The organism is Shewanella olleyana, from assembly GCF_023283825.1.
GTDB classification, from domain to species: Bacteria; Pseudomonadota; Gammaproteobacteria; order Enterobacterales; family Shewanellaceae; genus Shewanella; species Shewanella olleyana.
The window spans coordinates 148,481-163,831 of record NZ_JAKILD010000007.1 but is presented as its reverse complement, the minus strand read 5'-3'; the positions used below and the strand labels follow the sequence as shown (position 1 = coordinate 163,831).

The following is a 15,351-nucleotide window of genomic DNA, read 5'->3' as shown; positions in this document are numbered from 1 at the left end:
AATAGAGAATTGAAAATGAAAAATGAACGGGTTGGGGAAGTCGTTGAATATATTACATCTTATATCCAACAACATAATGATGATATCAGCATAAATGATGGCAGTAACTTTGTTAAAGAGGGTTTGCTAGATTCATTTGCTATTTTGAGTTTGATCATGACATTAGAATCAGAATTTAATGTCAAATTTAAACCTATAGAGCTGGCAAATGAAGAATTACAGACAATTAAAGGCTTAGCTCAAGCTGTTTGTAATAAATGGTCATCATAGGTTCAGTATGTCTCCTATTTATTCTCGCTTTCAACAAATGGTTCTTTTATCACCTGATAAAGTTGCATTGCATATAGATGAGCAGCATTACACTTATGCTCAATTGCTGGATATGGTGGATAACATTGCTGCACGTATACTGACTCATTGCAATGGCATCAGACCACGCGTTGCATTAATTACGCTTGATCAAATAGATAATGTTTGTGTCAGTCTCGCTTTAGCTAAGTTAGGCGGATGCTGTATTCCAATGAATGCTCATATGCTTCCAGAGCAACTTCAGCAAGCCTGTGAAGCTGTTGATGCCACAATGGTAATTGGCAAGAAAGCATTTATCAAAAAAACATTAGGTCAAACTCAGCTTACTTATTTGTTCACTGACACAGTTGATGAACAAATGAACAATATTGATATGTTATCTGATTTGAGGGTTCAGGAGTGGATGAAAGCAGATGATTATTTGATTACCTTATCATCTGGTTCAACAGGAAAGCCTAAACCTATAATGATTTCTCAGGATGTCAAGCTTGCCAGGGCTGAACAAACATGGTCCTTGTATCAATTAACAGCTAACGACATAGTTTTGTGTGCTTCACCTTTTTTTCATTCTTTAGGGCAACGTCTTACTTTTGTACCTCTATTATTAGGTGCTGAAATGGTGCACCTTTCGCGTTTTACTCCAGCGGCTTGGTTAGCTGCAGTTAAACTTCAAAAGGTTAGTTTTATTATTGCGGTGTCATCTCATTTATACGCACTTAAAAACAGTTTGCTATCTAATGCACAAGCGTTAAATAGCTTACGTACTATCGTGACTTCATCAGCACCTATTGATGCAGCTTTTAAAGCCCAAGTTTTTCAGGCCATAGGGTGTGATTTTCATGAGATTTATGGCGCAACAGAAATTGCTGTTGCGACTAATTTAGCACCGAAAGATGCCAGTGAAAAATACCAAACAGTTGGCGCTCCCTGCGAACAGGTTAATGTTTTGGTTCTTGATGAAGACTTAAAAGCTGCAGAAGTGGGTGAAATTGGCCAAATTGCTGTTAAATCACCGTTAAGATTTAATGGCTATTATAAAAATGAATCATTGTCTCAAGCTGCACTAAAAGATGAGTACTTCTTAACTGGTGATATTGGAAAAGTCGACCATGAAGGTTTTTTGACTTACGTTGGTCGCCAAAAAGATATCATTATTTCTGGTGGGATTAATATCTACCCCAAAGATATAGAAACTGCATTATTAAAGCATGAACTACTTAATGAAGTCGCTGTAGTTGGTATTGATGATAGCTTGCTTGGGGAAGTGATTATCGCTGTCTGTATTACTGACAATAATAACAATATAGAGCCAGAGTTACGTAAATTGTCCAATAAAACACTTGCACCATTTCAGCGGCCCTTAAAATTCTTTTTTCCTGAGTTTTTACCTTTAACTTCAACGGGTAAAGTATCAAAGCTAATGCTGAGGGAAGAATATTGTGAGCTCAATGATGGCTGGACCGACATGCTGAGAGTTATGTTATATGGAGAGCAAACTGATGAGTAATGTTTATTTATTTGGAGCAGGAATACAAGGCCAGATATTTTTACGTGCAATAAAAGCCAGTGACGTCAATGTCATTGGTGTTATTGATAGCTACTCAACTAAGGCCGTTCTTGAAGGTATTCCAGTGTTAAAGCCTGCAGAAATCCTTGATAAAACAACGAAAGTGTATATTTCTGTTGGTCTAATAAGTGAAAAAATAAAAAGAGAGTTAATTGAGTTAGGCTTTCTGCATGTTTTTGACTTTACCCAATCGCTCAAGAGTTTTCCTACAATTATTGACGAGCTGAAACTGCACAGCTTGTGGTATAGCAACAAGCTGGATGAGCGAGTCAATAAAAAAGGCATTTCTCAGTTTAATGAATGGCTTTCTGATGAACAAAGTAAAGCGTTACTGGCACAAATTGTCCGTTTTAGAACCGACTTTGATATTGCAGATTATGTAACACCTGATCGTCAGGTACAATATTTTTCCGATGATGTGCCAGCATTTAATTCGCTTGAGAATGTTAGATTTATTGATGCTGGTGCGTACAATGGTGATACCTTAACTCAATTATTTGAAGTGGCAAAATCTAAACATACTCAGATTGAATATTGCGCTAGCTTTGAACCGGATCCAAATAATTTAGAGGGATTAAAGCAAGCGGTTTTTGCATTATCTACTGTACAAAACTGTACCAATATTTTTGTATATCCATCTGGTGTATGGAGTGAAAGTGCTCAACTGAATTTTGAAGCTGAAAGTAATACATCGAGTAAACTTTCATTAGGTAGTATCAACTCTGACACCATTCATTGCGTCGCGCTAGATGACGTAGTTTATGGCGCCAAGCCAAACTTTATCAAAATGGATATCGAAGGAGCAGAACAAGCAGCATTAAATGGAGCTAGTAGGATCATTAAAGATTACTGTCCTATTTTGGCTATTTGTCTCTATCATACCCCAGCCGATCTTTGGCAAATTCCTGCATTGATAATGAAGATAAACCCCAATTATGACATGTACTTAAGGGTATATGGAGACATGTTGTTAGAAACCGTGCTTTATTGCGTTCCTAAGCAAGTTAACATCAAATAAATAATATTCGAGGAAGCTGTGCCATGTGGTTAGAACAAATAGAGCTTATTAGCCAAGATATGCAACAAGTAGATTCAAAGTATTTACCCACTAGTTTTTGGCAATTTGGTGCAAATGGTTTAAAAAAAGATATTGAAATCCATGGTATTGAGCATTTTCGCAGTTTACAAAGTGCATTATCTTTTTTTGTTCCAACCTACTTATTTCATGGATGGGCAACGTGCCCTGAGAAATATCAAGGTATGCTATCAATGTGCGAGAGCCAACTTGTTGGTGATAATAAAGCTCTGCTTTCGATGAAAGATTTCTTATCTGGTGAAAATCACGCTAGAAGTGACTTTAGAGTGTATAAAGCGAGTGAAACGAATAAAAAACCATTTACAGATAACTTTACAGAAAGTGCCGTGGGTGCACCTATAGAGCAGTTTGAGTTTGATAATCGAAAGTTTAGCCGTTCAAGTTTAAATTACTTGCTCGGCTTGAACTTTTTAAAACAGCAAATTTCAGATGTTCCTATTAAAACGGTGTTAGAAATAGGTGGAGGTTTCGGCTCTCTTGGAGAGATATTACTCAGCGATGAACGTAATGATACTTTTTATTTAAATGTGGACATAGCACCAACATGTTTGTTTTCAACTTACTATCTCCAATCAATATTCGGCAGAGACAAAATTGCCGACTATCAGATGCTAAAAAATAGCGATGACTTGTCATTATCACATTTAGCGAGCCAATATAAAGGTGCCGTAATGTGCCCTTGGCAACTGCCTAGCGTCACTGGAGAGCTAGATTTATTTATTAACTTTATTTCGTTCCAGGAAATGGAGCCAGATATCGTTGAGAACTATCTTAAACATGTATCACGTTTAAAGTCTAAATATGTCTTATTGAGAAACTTAAGGGAAGGAAAGCAGCTTGCCACTAATGGCAATCAAGCTGGCGTACAACAGCAAATCAAAGCCAATGATTACGATAAGTTTTTACCTGACTACCAACTGGTTTCTACTAATATTCATCCGTTTGGTTTTGAAACTATTGATGGATTTAACTCTGAGTTACGCCTCTATAGACACAATAGCTTAAATGACTGATTTTTAGTTTAACTGCTTAGCTCTTCGGGAATAGTTGAATATGGTCTCCCCACAAGGACTCGAACCCTGATCGATCGCTTAGGAGGCGACTGCTCTATCCTGTTGAGCTATAGGGAGACTTCGCTAATTATACAAGTTTTACCTTTGATTAAAAGTGTTTAAATTTAGTTGCTTAGTCCTTAGCCACTTCTAATCTATTTTCCTTATTGAATCAGTGATTATCACGTTTTTTCCTCATAAATTAACGTACCTCTAACCAGGAAAAATCATAAGATGAATTCGTTAATATAAAATCGCTATAGGCTAGGTGAATGTCTAAGCGAGCTGAAGTACTTGCTCCAAATAATTTTTTGCTGAAAGACTATCAGGGTTAATACTTAACACTTGTTCAAAAGCTGATTTCGCTCCTTCAAGTTGACCAATTTTAGCAAGAAAAATTCCAAGCTTAAGTAAAGTGGCTTCATCCGTCGGATATTTATCTAAATAATCTAGATAGGTATCAAGTGCCTGCTGATTATTGCCTTGTATCGAGAAAATATGAGCAAGCTGAGGGAAATATTCATCGCTGTACAGTGAAAGACTTTTAATAGTTTCTTCTGCAAGATCGAGTTGATGAAGCTTTAAAGCCAACAATAACAGTTGCTTGAGCTCTAGTTCTGTTCTATCAGCCTTGTTTATTTGTAATAAAGACTGCAACGAAGATTCATATTCTTTCCCTATGAAATGAATATAATGCTCTACAAGGAGTAGTAACCTTGCCGCAAAAGCATCTTTTTCGATTAAAGGTCTAATGCTGTTAACGAGTAAAGTTAGCCCATTTATGTTGTCATGTTTCTTTAAGTCCAGAATTTTGGCTAATGTATTATCTAAATTCTGATTGGTTTTTTTCATGGCAAAATATGGATGAGAAAAACTAGTTAACTGCTCTTGATATTGCTTTTTTGATTCTGCTAATTGTTCTGATTCTTTTGCTGATAATGTATTTAAAGATGTTTCATCGAGCTTTTGATCCAATAACCATACTCGACCTGGTTGATTGTATTTGTTCCAACCAGCGGTAAGCAGCTCAATGTTGGGCTGAACTTTAGTTTCTTCACGTCTAATTCTAATCGTCTCTATCGCTGTTTCTGTCAGCTTTTGTAGCTTTTGAGTGATGACTTCATATGCGCTGTAATACAGCTGTGTCATCTTAAGCATATGTTGCTCTGACCAATCTTGTGTTTTTTTTGTGGTCAGAAACTGAGAGAACTCAAAATAACCAAATACTTTAATCGACATGTTATAGCGATGAAACTTCTTATTGATTTTAGTTTCAATGCTATCTATTTCTTTAACTTTAGCTTGGTATTCTCTGCAGTCAGGTTTCAGTTTTCTCGCTGAGTTATTTAAGTTCAATGCTTTTTTTGACAGTTTTTGAATGCTGATAAAAGCATTTTTAGCCTCGGTGATTTCAGCTTCTAATGTATTAAGAAAGCTTGATTCATTATTGGATCTCGACGGTATCATTGCCAATAGTTGAGCAGGGGAACATTGTGCAGATACAATATTGATATCTTTGATGCTTTTATAATTTACGCCTTTTAATTTTGCAGCGTGTTTTGAGAGGTTAATAATTTCAACATTTGGAAATTGCGAAGCTTCCTCTTCAAGCCCTTGAGCTGCGTATAGTAATTGAATAGGTGTTTCGGCTATTTGCCCAGAATAGGTTTCAACCCACTCATGGATTGTACTATTATTACTGCCGGCACTGGCTTCAATGCTACCTTTAGCATGGGTGACCCCAGTTGGAGAGTGACAAAAATCAACGCCAGTTAATAATACTTGTACAAACCCCATTTCTATGGCGATTCTGATGGCACTGTTTGTGACTGTTGGTCCAATAGTGGGGATGTTGTCTGTATCAACCCAGGGAAGTTGGTTGCCTAAAAATAGGGACTTACCTTGCCATTGAGCAAGAATTCTATGATTGACATGATGTGAATTGATGAACAGGCTTTCTCCTGCTAATTTCATCATGTCACGATTCACTTCAAAGCTGGTATCTTGGGGATCAACTGAAACAATAATATGTGCGGGAATACCAGCTTGGGAGAGCTTTGCTGCAAACCTTGAAACGGTAAAGATAAAGAGTTGATGATAGTTTTCTTGTATCCACTCTAGATGTAGATCCAGTGACGGGCCACCGCCAATGACTATTGCAGTTTTACCAAGAAACTTATTCCTTAATAATGATGCAGGTAACTGATTTTCAGCCACGTTAAACATCTGCTGTTCAAAAAAAGCTTTTTGGTTAAAGTTGGTTTTATGTGAAATAGAGTGCTGATTTATGGTTCGATAAGCTTGGCTGTATAAAGTTGAATACTCCTCTATCACTCCTGATGAAGCGGCTAGTGAAAGTGTCACAGCAATTTGGTCTTTAATAAAGTATAAGTCGTCTTCAGCAGATTCAATATGGTGTTTTAGCTCATCAAAACTGATGACTTTTAGGTAATCCTGTTGCTCAGTTGGTATATCAATATTGAGCATGTTCATGACTTCTGGCAATTCAACAAAAATGTATTTACTGCCTTCAGTTTTAGGCGCTTCTAAAATGTAATTTACCAATAATCCAGAATCTAAACCCAAGACAATATGTAGTGTGTCTTTAGCGAAAATATCCTGTTTAAATTTTTGTTTAAACGCAGTCGTAGAATCCACTTTTTCAAAGGTATTTCGGTTAATACTCGGTAAGTAATATTCGCCAAACTGGCTAATAGAAAATTGATTATTCAATACTGAACCGGATGCTTCCATGTGGTAAAACCTTCTTGAAAATGATGCTTATACTAGCCTGGTCATGAATACAAGTATTGTTGATTATATACAATAAATTCATGCACCAAGGTGACAACTTAATTTATCGAACCTTGACTTTCTTGTGCTTTATAGCTTTAGGCTATTGTAAGTAAATACCTAAATTTTAATCACAATGTCTTGAATTTGAATATTACCGGTGCCTTCAACGCCTTCTAACACTGCTGTTGCACTTTCTTCTGATACTTGCTCAATGGTCACTGTCGCACGGTTCTTAGTAGCAACAGCGCGCATTAAATTCACTCTATCAGGGATATTTTGTTGCAGCACAATCTGAAAACTATCGCCCATTTTGACATTGTTTTTTCTGCCTAAATTGATAATGATTCTGTTACCTTGCTTTGCAACAATTTGACCGAGTAATGGGCGGCAATTAAGTAAATTGTCTATGTCTTGGGTACTTTGCTGTAAAAGCTGACTCATGGTTTGTCCGTAGGCTGAACCCCAAAATCTTTGTGTAGTTGGTGATACCGTTTCATCTTTATCAAATTCCCACTCTGCAGTGGCAGCATAATCTTTGCTCCATACTTTCTCTCCGCTAATACCATGGAATAGCGTAAAGCGTAAGTTGATTTGACGCTGAGGGTAATCACTCCATAAACCAAACATTGAGCTTTGATAAGGCTCAGTTGAAATGTCTAAAACCTCGGGCTGTAAAATATATTGGCTATCGGTTATTTCACCCAGCCAGCTTGGTATTCTGTTGCCTTTAAAGTTAATTAATTCGTTAGCGTGATCCAATTTTTCATTTTCATGCATGTGAGCAAAACTGTAATCAGATGAGCTATTAATGACGTTACCATATTGCTGAGACAGCGCTTGTTCAAAATTTGCCAGTTGGCCATATCTAAGTTGTGAACGGTCGCGCATAGTTGCTTGCGGGATCATTAGCGCAGCCTTGAGTTGTTGGCTATGACATTGTTGTGCTTGTTGTTTTGATTGTAAATTCAAGCGAAGTAAAACAGTGATATCTGATTGGCTAATGATTTCAGAAACAAGCTCGATGTTGCTGGCTTCGCCAATTCGTTGAATATCGAATGAATTTTGGGTTAAATTGCCGTGGTTGATGCTTTGTTGACTATTAAAGTTAACGCCCGCTTTTAAGCTTGCATAATTAAGAGCCTGATTAATGGCTGCTTCCCGAGCTTTATCGATATTGCCATCAATAATTTTAGCTTTTCCTGAAACCTCGACTCTTTCGGCCAATGCATCACTACTCATACTCGCTGACAGTACAAAGAGTAGGGCGAAAGCTAAAAGTTTAACGCTGAAGTTTGGCATGTTCATCATCACTTTTCACAATATTCAATAAATTTAAGTGCCAACTAAATGACTCATCAGCACTGATTAGATTAATTAGCGTAATAAAGCAAAATCTGTGCCTTTTTTGAATGTATCGCAACTGATTTATTAATATTGAATGGCTATTTTAGGTAAAGCTTTTATGTTCTTTGCCGATACCTTTTATATAGTGTGTTGTTTTAGCCATTTAATATGATGACTCATTAGTTAAAGCAACATGTAATCATTCAAGCTTCGTGGCACCAATGTATTCGATTGACGCGAATATCATTGAGTTAAGGAATAGGCTATGCGTCGACTGATATTCATCCCAATTGCTTTGTTAGCGGTGGCATGTGCTAATAAAGAACCGGTGCAGACCGATGAGTTAACTTATGTCGATGAGCCTGTACAGACGAGTTATTGGTTTGCTGAAGAGCCTGAAGCTAAATCTGAACTCACTTATGACATTAAAAAAGTGGGAATAGCGCCTAAGTCTCAAGTCAATATTCTGGCTGAGAAAGTGGTTAATGAGCTGGTGTTACAAAATGATAGTTTACGCTCTGATCAACCTTTACTTGTTACCACTCCATTAAGGGTAGATAACTTTAATCAAACGGATGCGTTGGGATTGCAATTACAGCAAGGGTTTGTAGCCGCTTTCCATGGTCACGAGTTTAATTTAGTGGATCTTAATGTAGCTAAAGCACTTAGGGCAACAGAACAAGGCGAATTTATCTTAAGCCGTGACTGGAAACTATTACCCTCTGACTTACCCGTTTCTCATGTGGTGGTTTCGACCATGGATACCACCCCGATGGGACTTGCCTTAAATACGCGGATTGTGAACGTTAGTAATAATCGCGTGGTTTCTGCAGTACAGACCTTTGTGAATATGAACAGTTTGCCTGGCTATTTATCACCATCTAATAAAGTGATTTCTGAAGGCGGTTTATTGTATCGAAATGAACAGGCCGGATTAGGTAATGTTGCCGTGTTAGGAGATAAGCAATGAAAAAACTACTTTTAACTACGATGGCGTTAGCAAGCCTCTGTTTGAGTGGCTGTGTCGCTAATGATAAATATGTGCAATGGGAAACAGAAGCACCAGAGCAGTTCCCTAAATTAACTGCTATTGGCTACGCCCCACTTGCTACTCAACCTGCTAAAGACCAATCCCATAAAGTCTTAATGGCAATGCAGGCATCTAAAATTGCCGCTTATCGTGAGTTAGCTGAACAAGTTTATGGCCAGCAAATTGATGCACACAGTCAAATGAGTGATTGGCTCATAAATAATGAAACGGTTTCTGCAAATGTGTCGGGCATGATAAAGGGCGCTAAAGTCGTTAAAAGTTATCCTGCAGGTGATATGTATGTAACTGAATTAGAATTGGATTATGCTCAGGTTTGGAATTTATATCAGCAAAATAATCGTCCAAGAAAGATTAAAGACGTTACCTATTTTTAAGAAATTTGAGATGAAAAAATAACAGCCGCTGATCCCAGCGGCTTTTTTGTACTTGTTATCAGCTGAATTGAGCATGTAAATGTTCAGCATTTTAAAATGCTTGAAGTGAACCGTTATGCTTTTAAATTAGAACCTAAAGAGGAGATAGTTGAGGTGCGGCCTTTGTCGTTATAAGTCAGGCTGGTGGCATTTCGGCTCATTTGCATTGCTTGCGAGAAGCGGTTCAAACTTGCGATATTAAGCTCAATTAAACTGGCATTTTGATTATTAATATCTTTGCATTGCTCAAGAATTGCTTTAGCTTCTTCAACTTTTTGAGCGAGCTCCGCATTAGAGTTGAGTAACGCTTTGTCTGGATGGTTAGCGAGTTTTTGATCGTTTTGCTGTAATTCATTTAGGCAGGTGACTTTTTCCCGTGCTAAAGCCAACAGGGTATCAGCATCTTGATCCGTTAGCGCTTGTTTTTCTGCAGATACGAGTTTTTTCAGCGACGACAAAGTGCCGTGCTGAAAAGATAACAGCTGTAGTAATTCATTCATAAGATACTCTTTATAAAATTCACATTACATAGGTAATGCGTGATTAACCAAGAGTTATTATGAAATTACTCTTGGTCGAAATTAAGTCCGCTCATGTCAGCTTCAAAACTGGCAATATTAGCAGCAAGTTTTTCAGGGTCTACTTTATATCGACCTTCTGAAATCGCTGTTTTAATTGCATCAACTTTACTTTGATCAATTTCAGGTAACGATGCCATTTTGCTTTGAGCTCCTTGCAGCTGTTGTGCTTGCGAGGTAATGCTGACCGAATCAGTTTTAACTGCTGCTGTATTACTGCTTGTTGAATCTGCAGATTGAGTCGCAGCACTTGAGTCACGATTAGTGCGTAACTGTGTGTGTGAAGCTGTTTTCAGATTGTTAATATCAATTGCCATGTAAGGCTCCAGCGTAATTTATGGTATTCCTAACAGGGTATCGGCCGTGCCGGAAAGAACTTTAGGATTATTTTACATCCTAACTTCAACTTCGCCAACACCTATGACAATAACATCTAGTCTCCTGTTTGAGTTGGAGTTTTTTACTCTAATCGTGTCTCCAACGTTACCATCTCTTAATGCTTCACCGGCCGTTTTTATTTCAAAGCTATTGGTTTTAGCATATATCGATACTGAATCCCCTTTACATACAAAACAGAGGTTATTATTGAGTAATGGTGCTTTTGCTGCGACACGCCTTTTAGAGCGAGTGCCAACGATATCTGCTATACCAGAGAAAAATTGGCCACGAATACTGTGTTGGTCGACAAAGTTGATTTCAATGGTGTCATCAGTGATGAGTTCACCTTTTTCAATGATGCTTTTTGCTGTAACCACTGGATAGAGCACTTCAACTTTGACCGATAAGTACATTTGCCATGGGTAGTCGAACTCAGGACTTATACAGCTTACTTTTACTGTGTTGGTTCGATTAATCGGCCTATCGCTAGCCATTTCTACTGTTATTGGTGGATAACAGGCTGGTGGATTTAGTCTGCCTTCTAGACGTTGCGGCAATATATTAATTTTTGCATCAGGGTGATATGAAGGTGTTTCAGTGATTTTTTTTGCTACTGTCTCTTTAGCTAACTCTGTAATGGTCGATAAAGAGTAGGTAACAGTGCTCCCTTCGCTGGCTAAAGCCTGAAAAGCAGAGCACATTAAGATAAGTAACAAAAGAATGTTTTTGTTCATATTTTGTTTCTAGCGAGTATTGCCAGAATACCTCTATACTTCATGTTAGCGGTTTAAATACATTGATTTAAACAAGATTCTTTTAAGTTGAACTATTCACTTAACTATTAATTAAACAATAAGTGAACCAGCAGTCAGAAGTTTGACTTTTCAGCTGAAAATATTGGTTTATATGGTAATGGATTAATTTAAAGCAATAAGTATGCCTATTACATTAAAGCTACTAATATAGCGATTAAATCACACCAAGCGTGTGTTACTATTTGATGATAGTAGGATTAGTGTCGCTTTAAATCATAAGAAAAATGCCCGCAGGGGCTGTATTAATTAAGGCAGGGTTATGTCGAGTATTCTTGAATCAGTCAATAAACGTACCCAACTTGTTGGTCAAAACAGACTCGAGTTGTTGCTTTTTAAATTGAATGGCCGTCAACGTTTTGGTATTAACGTTTTTAAAGTAAAAGAAGTCTTACAGTGTCCGCCATTAACCACTTTACCGCGCCTAAGCCCTATGATTAAAGGCATTGCACATATCCGTGGTTCGACCATTTCTGTAATTGATTTGAGTGCGGCAACCGGTGGCCGCCCGTTAACATCAACGGAAAACTGCTTCATTATTATTGCTGAGTATAACCGTAGTATTCAAGGTTTCTTGGTGAGCTCGGTTGAGCGAATTATCAATATGAATTGGGAGTCTATTATGCCACCACCGCAAGGTGCGGGACGTAATTCATATTTAACAGCAGTGACAGAAATTGAAGGTGAATTAGTTGAGATTTTAGATGTTGAAAAAATCTTAGATGAAATTTCACCGGTTAAAACTGAAATCAGTAAAGAAGCTGATGAAGCGCTAACCATTGATCGTGAGCAGCATTACCATATCATGGTGATTGATGACTCGGCAGTTGCTCGAAAGCAGATTATTCGTTCTTTAGCGTCGTTGAATCTACAAATTGATACCGCAATTGATGGCAAAGATGCGCTGGAAAAATTAAAAGCAATTGCTACCGAAATGGATAATGTTGCAGATGAAATCCCGCTAATTATTTCAGATATTGAAATGCCAGAAATGGACGGTTATACGCTGACGGCAGAAATACGTGATGATCCTAAGCTTAAGGACATTAAAGTGGTACTGCACACGTCCTTGAGCGGTGTATTTAACCAAGCAATGGTTGAGAAAGTTGGGGCTAATGATTTCATCGCGAAATTCAACCCTGACGAACTTGCGTCTGCGGTAAATAAACACTTAATTTTATAAGCATTGTTAAGATAGTCTGTCTATGATTATATGTATAGGCAGACTTTCAGAGCCTGACTTACGATAAACAGAGCCCCTTTGTACGTTGACTCTAAATAAACGTAAAATCGGCCGGTTCACACTGAGATTACTCGATGCGTAATTTCTTTATAATAGGGTGTAAATGTGACTAATAAATCACTCGCTGAAGCAGAATATAATCAGTTTAAGCTTTTTTTAGAGCAGCACAGCGGCATTGTATTAGGTGACAATAAACAATATTTAGTAAGAAGCCGCTTAGCACCTTTGATGGGGAAATATGATTTACCTTCATTATCAGAAGTCGTTAAGCGTTCGATGAAACCTACCGAAAGACACTTAAGAGCGGAAGTTATCGATGCGATGACCACCAATGAAACATTGTGGTTCAGAGATAAGTACCCGTTTGAGTTACTGCATAACTCGTTATTACCTGAGTACAGCCGTTTAGGTCGCCCCTTGAAAATATGGTCGGCGGCATGTTCGTCTGGGCAAGAACCTTATTCTTTAGCGATGACGATACTTGAATATCAACAGCGTAAGCCGGGCGCATTGCCAGGTAACGCCACAATTCAAGCGACAGATTTATCGCCCTCAATGCTCGAACGTTGTAAAAATGCAGAGTACGATAGCTTGGCATTGGCCAGAGGTTTATCGCCTGAGCGCAAAAGGCAATTTTTTGATCAATTACCGTCAGGTAATATGAAAGTTAAAGATAACGTAAAGCGTTTAGTTAACTTTAGAGCCCATAACTTACTGGAAAGTTATAGTTTGTTAGGTAAGTACGACATCATTTTTTGTCGAAATGTTTTAATTTATTTTGCCCCTGAGGCAAAGGCTAAAATATTGCGGCAATTTGCTGCCGCACTAAACCCTAACGGCATATTATTCCTCGGGGCGTCAGAATCTATTTCAGGATTAACCGATGAATTTAATATGGTTCGATGTAATCCTGGTATTTATTATCAGAAAAAAACTTAATCATAAGTGTATGTAACTAAATAGTTTTATTGTTATTTAATGCCAGCATTCGCTGGCGTTTTGTTTTTTATCCTTTCCTACCTTATTTCTATATTATTTTGGCACAGCCTTTGCTTTATTCATCTCAGTTAGCTGATGGAGGCAATTTTATGGCGATCAATTTTGAAAATGGTTTGGGGATACATCAATACTCATTGGGCATACGTGCTCAAAGGGCTGAAGTGCTATCAAGCAACATCGCCAATTCAAATACGCCAGGCTATAAAGCTCGTGATGTCGACTTTGCATCTGCAATGAACAGTGCTCGTTCACATCAGCAAGGTCTTCAAATGAGTCAAACAACTGACAAACATTTCGATTTAAAGGCATTAAGCCAAGAACATGTTCAGTTCCGTGTGCCAAATCAACCTGATACTGGTGATGGTAATACCGTTGACTCCCAGCAAGAACAAGCAGCATTTATGCAAAACTCATTAGAGTATCAAATGTCATTAGGATTTCTGGAAAGTAAGTTTACTGGCATGCGTAAAGCGATTAGAGGAGATTAATTATGAGCCTTTTTAATATATTCAATGTGTCAGGTTCAGGTATGTCAGCGCAATCGGTACGACTCAATACCACTGCCAGTAACATTGCTAACGCTGATTCTGTATCAAGTAGCGTTGATCAAACTTATAAGTCTCGCCATCCTATTTTTGAAGCTGAAATGGCTAAAGCAACCAGTCAACAGAATAGTTCTCACAGTGTCAGTGTAAAAGGCATTGTTGAAAGTGATAAACCGTTATTAAAGGAATTTTCTCCTGATCACCCAATGGCTGATGGTGATGGTTTTATCTATAAACCGAATGTGAATGTGATGGAAGAAATGGCAGATATGATTTCTGCTTCTCGGTCATATCAAATGAATGTCCAAGTGGCTGATGCGGCAAAATCGATGCTGCAACAAACGCTTCGTATGGGTAAGTAATATGAATTTTGTTGGAGGTAACAAATGAGCCTCGTTAATCCTTACAGTAGTCAAAGTTTGCCGCAAACCCAGTCAGCAAGTTCTACTGGTATAGCATCTAACACCACGCAAACTGAAACGAGTAATAATGCCTATTTAGACAGTGTTCAACATGCTGCCGCAGCTGAAACACCTGAAGCAAATAGTCAGGAACTGACTCAATCAGATTTTTTTGCATTATTGAGTCAGCAGCTTTCTATGCAAGACCCATTTAAGCCAGTAGAAAATGACCAGATGATTTCTCAAATGGCATCATTCTCGACGGTAGATGGTATTGCCAAGCTAAATGAAGAGATTCTAAATCTCAATAACTTAACCAGCTCTAGCCAAGCCTTGCAGGCGTCTGGCCTTGTTGGGCAGAAAGTACTTATTCCGTCTGATACCGGTCATATTGGCACTGATAGTTCTGAGGTCAAAGGGGTGATCAGTACGCCAACACCGATTGATAGCATTACTGTCAATATCGAAGATGAAACCGGTCAAGTCATTAGAACCTTTGAAGTCGATGGTTCTGCGGGCGGGAACATCGATGTGACATGGGACGGTCTAGATAAAGACGGTGAGCCGGTTGCTGAAGGAAACTACGCCATCAAAGCCAACGGTAAAATTAATGGCACATCAGAAGATTTAGCGGTATCGACTTACGCTCACGTTTCCAGTGTTTCATTAGGTGATGTAACCACTGGTGCAATATTAAATCTTCGTGGTATTGGCGGCATTCAATTATCAGATGTACTGGCTGTAGCTGAAAGTTAATTTATTACACG

Annotated in this window: 16 protein-coding genes and 1 tRNA gene; 11 read left to right on the top strand and 6 right to left on the bottom strand. The window is 38.1% G+C overall.

What is annotated here, in order from left to right; translation table 11 throughout:
• Positions 1 to 15 precede the first annotated feature (15 nt).
• Genes L2735_RS07135 through L2735_RS07120 form a run of 4 tightly spaced genes read left to right on the top strand, consistent with a single transcriptional unit; the run spans position 16 to position 3,985 of the window.
• Complete coding sequence (locus L2735_RS07135) at positions 16 to 270, top strand: acyl carrier protein (protein WP_248984046.1); 255 nt, start codon at positions 16 to 18, stop codon at positions 268 to 270.
• Between the two features lie 7 nt (positions 271 to 277).
• Positions 278 to 1,816 carry a class I adenylate-forming enzyme family protein gene (locus L2735_RS07130; protein ID WP_248984045.1) on the top strand — a complete coding sequence of 513 codons (1,539 nt, stop codon included), beginning with the start codon at positions 278 to 280 and terminating at the stop codon, positions 1,814 to 1,816.
• Positions 1,809 to 2,894, top strand: a complete 1,086-nt coding sequence (locus L2735_RS07125; protein ID WP_248984044.1) for an FkbM family methyltransferase — start codon at positions 1,809 to 1,811, stop codon at positions 2,892 to 2,894. Before L2735_RS07130 ends, L2735_RS07125 begins: the two co-directional genes overlap by 8 nt.
• A 23-nt stretch (positions 2,895 to 2,917) precedes the next feature.
• On the top strand, positions 2,918 to 3,985 hold the full coding sequence (locus L2735_RS07120; protein ID WP_248984043.1) for a putative sugar O-methyltransferase: 1,068 nt from the start codon (positions 2,918 to 2,920) through the stop codon (positions 3,983 to 3,985).
• 41 nt (positions 3,986 to 4,026) lie between these two features.
• On the opposite strand, the gene L2735_RS07115 is transcribed toward L2735_RS07120, so the two are convergent.
• From L2735_RS07115 to L2735_RS07105, 3 genes are all read right to left on the bottom strand, one after another.
• Positions 4,027 to 4,102, bottom strand: a tRNA-Arg gene (locus tag L2735_RS07115).
• Positions 4,103 to 4,300: 198 nt separating this feature from the next.
• Positions 4,301 to 6,778, bottom strand: a complete 2,478-nt coding sequence (locus tag L2735_RS07110; protein ID WP_248984042.1) for a motility associated factor glycosyltransferase family protein — start codon at positions 6,776 to 6,778, stop codon at positions 4,301 to 4,303.
• A gap of 159 nt (positions 6,779 to 6,937) precedes the next feature.
• Positions 6,938 to 8,125 carry a flagellar assembly protein FlgT gene (locus tag L2735_RS07105; protein WP_248984059.1) on the bottom strand — a complete coding sequence of 396 codons (1,188 nt, stop codon included), beginning with the start codon at positions 8,123 to 8,125 and terminating at the stop codon, positions 6,938 to 6,940.
• A 304-nt stretch (positions 8,126 to 8,429) separates the two neighbouring features.
• Here L2735_RS07105 and L2735_RS07100 point away from each other — a divergent pair, with 304 nt between their 5' ends.
• Complete coding sequence (locus tag L2735_RS07100; protein WP_248984041.1) at positions 8,430 to 9,134, top strand: FlgO family outer membrane protein; 705 nt, start codon at positions 8,430 to 8,432, stop codon at positions 9,132 to 9,134.
• Complete coding sequence (locus tag L2735_RS07095; RefSeq protein ID WP_248984040.1) at positions 9,131 to 9,589, top strand: LPP20 family lipoprotein; 459 nt, start codon at positions 9,131 to 9,133, stop codon at positions 9,587 to 9,589. Before L2735_RS07100 ends, L2735_RS07095 begins: the two co-directional genes overlap by 4 nt.
• A 113-nt stretch (positions 9,590 to 9,702) precedes the next feature.
• On the opposite strand, the gene L2735_RS07090 is transcribed toward L2735_RS07095, so the two are convergent.
• From L2735_RS07090 to flgA, 3 genes are all read right to left on the bottom strand, one after another.
• Positions 9,703 to 10,128, bottom strand: a complete 426-nt coding sequence (locus L2735_RS07090; protein WP_248984039.1) for a flagella synthesis protein FlgN — start codon at positions 10,126 to 10,128, stop codon at positions 9,703 to 9,705.
• A gap of 65 nt (positions 10,129 to 10,193) precedes the next feature.
• Positions 10,194 to 10,523: a flagellar biosynthesis anti-sigma factor FlgM gene (flgM, locus tag L2735_RS07085; protein ID WP_248984038.1), complete on the bottom strand. Its 330-nt coding sequence runs from the start codon at positions 10,521 to 10,523 to the stop codon at positions 10,194 to 10,196.
• Between the two features lie 72 nt (positions 10,524 to 10,595).
• Positions 10,596 to 11,318 (bottom strand): flagellar basal body P-ring formation chaperone FlgA, encoded by a 723-nt coding sequence (gene flgA, locus L2735_RS07080; protein ID WP_248984037.1) that lies wholly within the window; start codon positions 11,316 to 11,318, stop codon positions 10,596 to 10,598.
• Positions 11,319 to 11,658: 340 nt separating this feature from the next.
• Here flgA and L2735_RS07075 point away from each other — a divergent pair, with 340 nt between their 5' ends.
• The 5 genes from L2735_RS07075 (at position 11,659) to flgD (ending at position 15,340) form a co-directional block, all read left to right on the top strand.
• Complete coding sequence (locus L2735_RS07075) at positions 11,659 to 12,579, top strand: chemotaxis protein CheV (protein WP_248984036.1); 921 nt, start codon at positions 11,659 to 11,661, stop codon at positions 12,577 to 12,579.
• Positions 12,580 to 12,744: 165 nt separating this feature from the next.
• Positions 12,745 to 13,578 (top strand): CheR family methyltransferase, encoded by an 834-nt coding sequence (locus L2735_RS07070; protein WP_248984035.1) that lies wholly within the window; start codon positions 12,745 to 12,747, stop codon positions 13,576 to 13,578.
• Between the two features lie 149 nt (positions 13,579 to 13,727).
• Positions 13,728 to 14,126, top strand: coding sequence for a flagellar basal body rod protein FlgB (gene flgB, locus L2735_RS07065; protein ID WP_248984034.1), 399 nt, complete (start codon positions 13,728 to 13,730; stop codon positions 14,124 to 14,126).
• A 2-nt stretch (positions 14,127 to 14,128) separates the two neighbouring features.
• On the top strand, positions 14,129 to 14,545 hold the full coding sequence (gene flgC / locus L2735_RS07060) for a flagellar basal body rod protein FlgC (protein WP_102528992.1): 417 nt from the start codon (positions 14,129 to 14,131) through the stop codon (positions 14,543 to 14,545).
• A 24-nt stretch (positions 14,546 to 14,569) separates the two neighbouring features.
• Positions 14,570 to 15,340, top strand: coding sequence for a flagellar hook assembly protein FlgD (gene flgD, locus L2735_RS07055; protein ID WP_248984033.1), 771 nt, complete (start codon positions 14,570 to 14,572; stop codon positions 15,338 to 15,340).
• Positions 15,341 to 15,351: the final 11 nt, after the last annotated feature.